The following is a 9,072-nucleotide window of genomic DNA, read 5'->3' as shown; positions in this document are numbered from 1 at the left end:
ATTTCCTTTTTCTTTTAAGCGAACCGCTTCTTCCACTGCGATTTCACAGAATGGGTTGATTGACATTTTAACGTTCGTTAAGTCAACACCACTGTTGTCCGGTTTAACACGGACTTTAACGTTGGCATCAACCACACGTTTTACAGCAACAAGAGCCTTCATATATTTCCTTTATTTCAAATAAATCAAGTTTCTATTTTCATTTACACTAAGGCTGAACGCTTATGGTCAATCAGCGATAAGGCGACTGCACCAATTAATCCAGCCAACGCGATCACAATAAAGTTTTGTTGAATTGGCAAATTCAGCGACACAATTAAACCAATCAGCAAAGGCGCGCCAATTGCCCCTAAGCGTCCAACACCAGATGCCATACCGATGCCTGTTGAACGGATAATACTTGGATAGAATTGCCCGCAGTAAGAATATGCAACAATCTGCGCGCCTGTCGAACAGGCCCCGACAACAGCAATAATGAAATAAAGCATATTGACCGGCATAGGCTGCGTCATTAAATACAGAAAAACACTGCCTAAGGCATACATAATCACCAGCACCCACTTAATATTGAAACGATCCGCCAGCCAGCCGCCGCCGACAGCGCCGACAATGGCCCCCACATTTAAGGCAATCACAAAGGTCAATGCTGAGCCTAATGAATAACCAGACATCGCCATCAGTTTAGTCAGCCATGTACTTAATGCATAAACCATAAATAAACAGGTGAAAAAAGCCAGCCAGAACATCAGCGTACTGAAAGCGCGGCCATCACTGAACAGCAGTCCAATGGATGCTTTCTTGCCGCTGATATGTGTTTCATTTACAAATTTGACATCATGATCCAATGCCAATTGCGGAGAAATTTGCTGTGCGAGCTTCTTTAATTCTTCCTGCTGATTTTTCTTCTCTAAATAACCCAAAGATTCAGGCATAGACTTCAAAATAAACGGCAGCAAAACAATAGGAATGCCCGCGGCATAAAAAACAGCCTGCCAGCCATATTCTGCAATAAACTGCTTACCTAAAACAGCGGCTAAAATACCGCCAACGGCATATCCCGAGAACATCAGCGAAGTCATCACATTCCGGACTTTTTTAGGTGAATATTCAGTCATTTGCGCAACGACATTCGGCATAACGCCGCCAATGCCTAGACCAGCCAGAAAACGTAAAATACTGAATGTCACCGGGTCTTTGGTTAACCCTGCCGCAGCCGTAAAAGCGCTGAATAAAAAAACACATATTGCAATGGTTAAGCGCCGGCCAATTTTATCAGCAAGACTGCCAAAAAAAACCGCACCAATCATCATGCCAAACAGCGCTGAACTCGCCATAAATCCAGCTGTTGAAGCACTCACCCCCATCTGTTCCATAATTGAAGGCAAAGCGGCGCCTGCAACTGAAATATCATAGCCATCTAAAATAATGATCACCATGCACCAAGCCAGTACTTTTGCATGGAAAGAGTTGAATTTGGCTTCACTTGCCATTTTTTGAATATCAATATTCTGCATAGATTAATCCCTAATCCTTTTAATTCTTCTAATAAAACAACATTCAAACTCACTTTTCCGTTGTTTTAAGCCATCATTCCATCCGTTTTTAAAAGAAGGCTCATTCCAAAGAACCCAACCTTCCTTTTAACTTTCCATAAGGAATAAGCCAGATTAATAATTATACATATTTATGTCAATGCTATTACTTAATTAAAATATAAGTATATTTTTAATACATAAAAAACATGTATTTATATATTTATTTAAATAAATATATTGACATAAACCAAATAAAAACTAAGCTTTGTATTGAAAAATAAAGAAGGCATTCAAGCATGTGCGCAGAGTTGAAATACCAAAATAATATTGCCATCATTACGTTAAAGCGCCCTGAGGCAAGGAATGCGCTCAATGCAGAAATGATTTCCAAACTTCAGGAAATCATTACACAAATTGCATCCCTGAATTTACGCGCCGCAATTTTTACAGGTGACGGCAATAAAGCATTCTGCGCTGGTGCAGATATTGCGGAACTGCAAAATAAAACACCTGAAAATCACTTGATTTCTATACAGGCTGGGCAAAATTTATTTGAACAAATTAATCAATTAAAATTCCCGACTCTTGCCTGCATCAATGGCGCAGTATTAGGCGGCGGTTTAGAACTTGCGATGGCATGCACTTTTCGTCTGTGCTGCCCCACGGCCCGTTTAGGATTGCCGGAAATTAAGCTGGGTTTAATTCCAGGATACGGCGGAACACAGCGGCTGCCCCGTTTAGTGGGACAGTCAAAGGCTTTAGAATTAATTGTTAGCGGGCAAATCATCAATGCTGAAGAAGCGCTCAAAATAGGGCTTGTTCACTGTATTTTAACTATGGATGATCCGATTCAAACGGGTCTGCAATATTTAGATCAATTGGGAACCGCATTTCCTGCTGCAATTCAATATGCGATAAAAGCGGTACAAGCGGCTTCTGATTTAGAGATCAAAAAAGGCCTGATACTGGAAGCTGAATTATTTGTTCATGCGAGTCAAACCGCTGATGCTGCAGAAGGCATACAGGCCTTTTTAGCAAAACGCCCAGCTCAGTTTACTCAAAAATAGCATTCTCAGCTGAAAGTAATTCTATATTGGAGCGCGCTATAACAGCGGCCAATAAGCCGCCTGCAGAACTGACCATTTATTCAGTTCATACAAACATAGCAGCGCTGGTCTGAATTCTTCTGTACCAGCGGCTGATGTTTCTATGTACAACCGATATACTATAGCCCTTTATAAGAATATAGGCTCACTGAAATATATGCATGACTCGAATGCTTCATCTTACGATCAGTCATTATATTCTATTCATAATCGGCTTTTTTTCCGGCTGTTCCAGACTGGCAACAGTTTAGACCGCCAGTGTTTAAAGGAACTGGGCATTTCCCCTGTGCATTGGTCGGTATTAGGCGCGCTTTCTCGTCCTGATATCAAAAATACAGGAATGTCATTTTCAGATTTGACTGACTATTTAGGCATTAGCCGCCAAAGTTTAGATAATGTACTGAAACGGTTAGAGCGGGAAGGTATTGTACAGCGTGTGACTGCCAGCCATGACAAACGGGCCAAAAATGTTGCGCTAACCCCGTTGGGTCATCAAAATTGGGAAGATTTACAGGACAAGTTTTTTCAATTTTACAGCCAAGCGATGCATAATTTTGTCTTTGATGATGCTGTAGCGCTCATTCATTTACTGAATAAATTAAATGACGGATTAAAACAAATCAAAATTAATCCATCTGATCAGGATAGCCAATAGCTCATAGGCTGAATACACAAAACAGGGAACGAAAGCCCAGTCAACGTGCGTGGGCTTTATAACAGCAAAGTTCTTCTATTTTTTAGATAAAAATACACAGAACAGGCCATCAGCAAAAGGAATTTAAGATGCAGCAACACACTCTCGTCGATCAAGCCATCATCTCCAGGCACTCCGTGCGCGCTTTTAAAAGCACCCCAGTGGCGACACAAACTGTTAAGGATATTTTATCTGTGGCAAGCCGCGCACCTTCGGGCAACAACATTCAGCCTTGGAATGTTTACGTCGTAACTGGGATAAAACGAGACGAACTCATTCAAAAGGTTTGCGCTGCACAAAGCCAAATCTTTGCGCAGCCTGAATGCGCAGCCGGCCATCAAGAAACCTTTAAATATTATCCAGAACAATGGACGTCACCCTTCATTGAGCGCCGGCGTGAAAATGGCTGGGGATTATACGGCTTGCTTGGCATACAGAAAGGCGAACATAAAAAAATGCAGCATCAGCACCTGCGGAATTACCAATTATTTGATGCGCCGGTCGGCCTATTTTTCACACTGAATCAAACATTAGAAACAGGGTCAAAAATGGATATTTCAATGATGATACAAAATGTGATGATTGCCGCCAGAGGCCGCGGGTTAGATACCTGCCCGCAAGCAGCATGGAATCCTTTTCATCATATTATCTTTGATGTTTTAAATATCCCCAGCGATCAAGAGCTGGTCTGCGCCATTGCGCTTGGTTATGCAGACCCAGCACAGCCGGTAAACCAGCTGCAGACTCCGCGCGTACCGGTGGAAGACTTTGCTGTTTTCTACGAATAATACATAAAATAAAAAAAGGGCCCAGTTGATCTGTGCCCTTTTAATTTATCCCTGCTGAATCACTTTTTTGCCTTTCAAGCGTTCCAGTTCCTCTGCTGTCACGAATCTGTTTAAAATAGTGTCCGTATCTTCTCCCAAATAAGGCGGGGTCTTTGTATATTGCACGGGGGTCTTAGACAGCTTAATCGGAGAACCAATCGAGACATAATTTGAACGCAGCGGGTGTTCCATGCGGACCACCATTTCGCGGAAAATGACTTGTTCTTCTTGCAGGGTCTGCTGCAAATTATTAATCATCCCGACCGGAACATTTACGGCATGTATGCGCTTAACCCAAGTTTGAGCCGGCTGAGTCATGAAATGATGTTGCAATAAAGCTGTAATTTCTTCGCGATGCGTTACCCGCCCTTTATTTTTTGCAAACTTTGGATTTTCTGACAGTTCAGGCAGTCCAATACTTTGGCATAACATTTTAAACTGCTGATCATTGCCGCAGGCAATAATGAACTCGCCTGTTTGGGCCTTAAAAACTTGATAGGGAACAATATTGGCGTGAGCGTTGCCTAACCGTTCAGGCACTTTATTCGAAGTTAAATAATTCATCGCCAGTACAGAAAGTGAAGCGACTTGAGTATCCAGCAAGGCCATATCAATATGCTGCCCTTCACCTGTCGTCACACGCGAAAGCAAGGCCGCCTGAATGGCAATCGCTGCATACAGGCCAGTTGTTAAGTCTGCAAAAGCAAGTCCGGCTTTTTGCGGCCCGCCACCCGGCAAATCATCACGTTCCCCTGTAACGCTCATCATACCGCCCATTCCCTGTATGATAAAATCATACCCGGGTTCAGGCGCTCTTGGCCCTTTTTGCCCAAAGCCAGTGATAGAGCAATACACTAGTTTAGGATTCAGCTGGCTCAGCGTTTCATAATCCAGTCCGTATTTTTTTAACGACCCTGCTTTATAATTTTCAATGAGCACATCGCTTTCCATCACCATTTTTTTAATCAGCTGCTGACCTTCCTCAGTCGCCATATCAATCGCAACAGAGTATTTCCCTCGATTCGCTGATAAATAATAAGCTGATTCGCCCGTCTCATCACCGTCATCATTTTTTAAAAATGGAGGCCCCCAAATGCGAGTATCATCGCCTTGAAAGGGCTTCTCTACTTTTATGACTTCAGCGCCTAAATCCGCCAATATTTGACTGCACCACGGCCCGGCTAGAATTCGACTTAAATCAAGGACTCTAAATCCTGTTAAAGCACCCATAACTTCCCTCATTTTTTCGTATTTGCTTTATGAACATCCCATTCTTTGGGTACTTAGTCCGCTACGTCCTGTATTAGAATTATAAGATGCTTTTTAGAAATTTGACTGGCATAACCCATAAAGTTGCAGTCCTGAATCTTAATTTATCTAGACTCAAACTTCTCATGAATATTTCGCTGCAATTACCCGAATCATTTTTCATCTGAGCAGCCGCATTTTTTTGATCTCCCATTTAAAATAGCTGCCTCTCAATGGCTTTAAGATACGGACTTCTCAGCTGCTGTCTTCACTCGCTCTTTTCTTGAATATGTGTACAGACAAGCTATTTTCAGGACCTAGACCAGAGCTATAATTTGTAAATGAAACACGTGCAGCCTTGATACAATCATATTGACGGCAGCTGCCAGCTACAATAGGCAGATACCGTTAAACGGTTCTTTCTAGATTCTTTCTTAACTGAAATATAAATGAATTTTCACCTATAATATTGAAAAAACGGATTTGCAATATGAAAATTGATGAAGAGTTAACTCTAAAGAAAATTCAGATATTTTTAGCGTTTATGCGCTGCGGGAATTTATCTAAAACCGCCGCTGAAATGGAACTGAGCAATGTCAGCATTCATAAAGCGCTGCACTCTTTAGAAAGCGCTTTACGCTGCCCCTTATTTAAAAATGAAGGCCGTAATTTAATTCCGTTAAAAAGCGCCTATGTGCTGCAGGAACATGCTCAAAAAATAGTACAGGAAATTTCCACCGCTATCACCAAAACCCGCGAAGCTTCTGGTTTTGCGGCCAAGGTTCTGAATCTGGGCTCTTTATATTCCTTAACGGTGAATACCCTTCCTAACGTCATCAGCGGGCTGAAGTTAAGGCGCGGTGAACTTGATATTCAGCTTTTATTAAGCTCGAACCTTGATCTGGTCAAAAAGCTCAAAGCAACGGAGCTGGATGCCATTATTGTAGCGCTGAATGAAACCACTCAAGATCCGGCTTTTGAGCACTTGCCGATGTTTGAAGATGAAATATTTTTAGCCGTCAATAAAAATTCACACTATGCTGACGCTTCAGAAATCGACTTAAGTTTATTAAAAAATGAAACCTTTTTGACCTTGGCGAAAGGTTTTGCCACCCGAAATGACAGCGATATTATTTTTGAAAAAGCGGGTATTGATCCAAAAGTTTTTTTACAGGTCAGTGATATATTCACCCTGATCAGCATGGTCAGTTCAGGCGTTGGGCTTGCGTTGCTGCCGGGCCGTATTTCCACTATTTACGAAAATTCAGTCAAGCTCATTCCCTTGCAGCAGCCATATAAAATTAAACAGGATATCGGATTGGTCTTTTTAAAAAGCAAAGAGCGGGATCCTAATTTGCTTGCCTTAATCGCAGAATGTCGCATGTTTACTCAAAATAAAAAATCGAACCTCTAGGCAATTCATTGTGAATACAATCAATTGCCTTAGTTCTTCTATAGTCTGTTTTCATTTAGCCAAATAAGGCATTGACGGTTAAAAAGAAAAGAGACGGGCCAAGCAGGCAGCCTAAACCGGTATAGAATGTGGCGACAAGCGCGCCGTAAGGCACCAAGCGGACATCCGTTCCGGCAAGACCTGCAGCAGTACCGCTGGTTGTCCCTGCCAGACCGCCAAATACCATGGCAGAACGAGGGCTTTTTAAATACATGAATTTTGCCAGCAAGGGCGTGCCCACCATAAAAAACACCGATTTAATCAAGCCAATTGCAATGGAAAGCGCAATCACTTCAGAACTCGCACCAATGGCTGTACCAGTAACAGGGCCCACAATATAAGTCATCGCCCCAGCCCCGATTGTGGTCATCGATACCGGATCTTTATAGCCCAGCAGCCATGCAATGCCGGCGCCAATCACAAAAGGAACAAGACACCCTAAGCCAAGGGCAATCATCCCGATTTTTCCAGCCTTTTTGACTTCTTTAACATCCACTTCAAACGCAGTTGAGGCAATCGCCAAATCACGGATCATGGCACCGCCCAACAGCGCAAAACCAGAAAAAATTGCAATATCCGAAACGCCTTTGGTGCCTTGCGTATATACGCCGGCAAAATAGGCCAAAACCAATCCCATCGTAATCGCAATCGCAGAGCTCTGCAGCTTGCCTCGCGTCAAATACTTTGACAGCAGGTGAGAAACAAACATCATCAGCCCCGTAACGGCTAATGCAGTGACCAAAGCATTTTTGCTCAACACCAATATAAGTGCATCCATGTCATAATTCCTTTTATTTCTATTTCAGTATCCGATGGCTTTAAGCCGCTTGTTTTTGGTTTTCAGCAGTGGCCCATTCGTAGGTTTCGTAATCGCCGCCGATTCGATTGAGATAACGGATGACCAGTACCGTTCCAACCAGCGATGCAATGGACACCATCAGCCCGAGCATTCCGCCAGACATTGCCGCAACAACGTTTTGGCCTGCAGACATTGCAACAACAATCGGAATATACATGCCCGACCAATACAGCACGCCGAACTGCGTCATTTGAGGCAAATAACCTTTTTTGGCCAAAAGTTCTTTGGTCAGAATTAAAAAAATCATTGAGATTGCAACGCCGCCAACATTGGCCTGCACACCTAAAAGCGAACCCAGCAGGTTGCCTAAGTAATCGCCCAATAGATGGCAAATTGCGAGTATTGCTGTTCCATAAATAATCATGACAAATTCCTTATTTCCGTTTTCGCTTGTTTGACCGTACTTTTATTCTTTAAAAGCTCCGGTCATGTTCCTTTTGCATTTCAATGATCAGCGTATCCAAGCGTGTTCCTTGAAATGACACGGCTGTTCCATCTGTAAATATTTTTTTTGCCAATCCCGTCAATACGGTGGCTGGCCATGCTTCAATCTGTAATCGCACTCCTCTTTCCCATGCAGCCTGAACGGTGCCTTCCCAATCAATCATTCTGCTCATGTTAAATGTAAGATCATCCATAATCTGATCTTTGTTCCTCAGCAGCCGTGCTGTAGTTCCGCTTAAATAACGGATTTTAGGGGGCTGCGCTGCTATCCTGCTGACATCTTTTTCAAGAATTAATGCCTGAGCGTCAAAGAGTTCACAGTGTGAGGGCACACTGACATCCAGTTTTTTTGCAGCCGCTCCATTTCGCCGCGCAATTTCGCTCACTTGCAGCATTGCCGCAGATGATCCTGAAATCACAATTTGGCTCGCGGCATTAATATTGGCAATAAATACATCACCGGCTCGCGCATGCACGTCTGCAACCCATTCACTCACGGCGGCTTTATCTGCGCCAATGAGCGCAGTCATTCCGTAGCCATGCGGATAGGCGTCCTGCATCAGTGCCGCCCGACGTGCAACCAGCTTTAAACCGTCTTCAAAACTAAAAACCTCCGCAACGGCTGCAGCAGCCCATGCGCCAATTGACAAGCCTGCCACATAATCCGGCTTGACCTGATGTTCACTCAGCAAGGCGCCGCTGATGACTCCAGCAATATAAAGGCAAAGCTGAACAGCATAAGTCTTCTGTAAGGGCTCCGCTTGATCTAAGTGCAGCGCATTCAGCCCCAAAGCATCTGATGCCCGCTCAATATATTCCTGAACCAGCGGAATCTGAGGTAAGTCATGCAGCATATTCGCCTTTTGAGCTCCTTGCCCTGGAAACACCCAAATTGAACTCATTCCT

General features: G+C 43.3%; 9 protein-coding genes and 1 pseudogene. 4 read left to right on the top strand and 6 right to left on the bottom strand.

The genetic code is table 11. The features are described from left to right. A pseudogene (locus AZH43_RS06265) lies at nucleotides 1-162 on the bottom strand (electron transfer flavoprotein subunit beta/FixA family protein); the annotation flags it as partial. A gap of 41 nt (nucleotides 163-203) precedes the next feature. Then, entirely contained in the window at nucleotides 204-1,514 is a 1,311-nt protein-coding gene (locus AZH43_RS06260) for an MFS transporter (RefSeq protein WP_067667682.1), read from the bottom strand. A 317-nt stretch (nucleotides 1,515-1,831) separates the two neighbouring features. Here AZH43_RS06260 and AZH43_RS06255 point away from each other — a divergent pair, with 317 nt between their 5' ends. The 3 genes from AZH43_RS06255 (at nucleotide 1,832) to AZH43_RS06245 (ending at nucleotide 4,123) form a co-directional block, all read left to right on the top strand. Next, nucleotides 1,832-2,602, top strand: coding sequence for an enoyl-CoA hydratase/isomerase family protein (locus AZH43_RS06255; protein ID WP_067667680.1), 771 nt, complete (start codon nucleotides 1,832-1,834; stop codon nucleotides 2,600-2,602). 196 nt (nucleotides 2,603-2,798) lie between these two features. After that, nucleotides 2,799-3,296 carry a MarR family winged helix-turn-helix transcriptional regulator gene (locus AZH43_RS06250; RefSeq protein WP_067667678.1) on the top strand — a complete coding sequence of 166 codons (498 nt, stop codon included), beginning with the start codon at nucleotides 2,799-2,801 and terminating at the stop codon, nucleotides 3,294-3,296. A 128-nt stretch (nucleotides 3,297-3,424) separates the two neighbouring features. Further along, nucleotides 3,425-4,123, top strand: coding sequence for a nitroreductase (locus AZH43_RS06245; protein WP_067667676.1), 699 nt, complete (start codon nucleotides 3,425-3,427; stop codon nucleotides 4,121-4,123). Nucleotides 4,124-4,168: 45 nt separating this feature from the next. On the opposite strand, the gene AZH43_RS06240 is transcribed toward AZH43_RS06245, so the two are convergent. After that, a complete protein-coding gene (locus tag AZH43_RS06240) occupies nucleotides 4,169-5,392 on the bottom strand; it encodes a CaiB/BaiF CoA transferase family protein (RefSeq protein WP_067667674.1) in 1,224 nt (407 codons plus the stop codon). A gap of 508 nt (nucleotides 5,393-5,900) precedes the next feature. On the opposite strand from AZH43_RS06240, the gene AZH43_RS06235 reads away from it, so the two are divergent. Beyond that, complete coding sequence (locus tag AZH43_RS06235; RefSeq protein WP_067667672.1) at nucleotides 5,901-6,824, top strand: LysR family transcriptional regulator; 924 nt, start codon at nucleotides 5,901-5,903, stop codon at nucleotides 6,822-6,824. 55 nt (nucleotides 6,825-6,879) lie between these two features. Here the strand turns inward: AZH43_RS06235 and madM are convergent, their stop codons facing one another. Genes madM through mdcH form a run of 3 tightly spaced genes read right to left on the bottom strand, consistent with a single transcriptional unit; the run spans nucleotide 6,880 to nucleotide 9,068 of the window. Then, nucleotides 6,880-7,641 carry a malonate transporter subunit MadM gene (gene madM / locus AZH43_RS06230; protein WP_067667670.1) on the bottom strand — a complete coding sequence of 254 codons (762 nt, stop codon included), beginning with the start codon at nucleotides 7,639-7,641 and terminating at the stop codon, nucleotides 6,880-6,882. A gap of 40 nt (nucleotides 7,642-7,681) precedes the next feature. Continuing rightward, nucleotides 7,682-8,086: a malonate transporter subunit MadL gene (madL, locus tag AZH43_RS06225; RefSeq protein ID WP_067667668.1), complete on the bottom strand. Its 405-nt coding sequence runs from the start codon at nucleotides 8,084-8,086 to the stop codon at nucleotides 7,682-7,684. A 49-nt stretch (nucleotides 8,087-8,135) separates the two neighbouring features. Continuing rightward, on the bottom strand, nucleotides 8,136-9,068 hold the full coding sequence (gene mdcH, locus AZH43_RS06220; protein WP_067667666.1) for a malonate decarboxylase subunit epsilon: 933 nt from the start codon (nucleotides 9,066-9,068) through the stop codon (nucleotides 8,136-8,138). Nucleotides 9,069-9,072 lie beyond the last annotated feature (4 nt).

The sequence above is a fragment of the Acinetobacter pragensis genome (assembly GCF_001605895.1).
In the GTDB taxonomy this organism is placed as follows: Bacteria; Pseudomonadota; Gammaproteobacteria; order Pseudomonadales; family Moraxellaceae; genus Acinetobacter; species Acinetobacter pragensis.
This window is presented reverse-complemented; position numbering and strand designations above follow the sequence as displayed.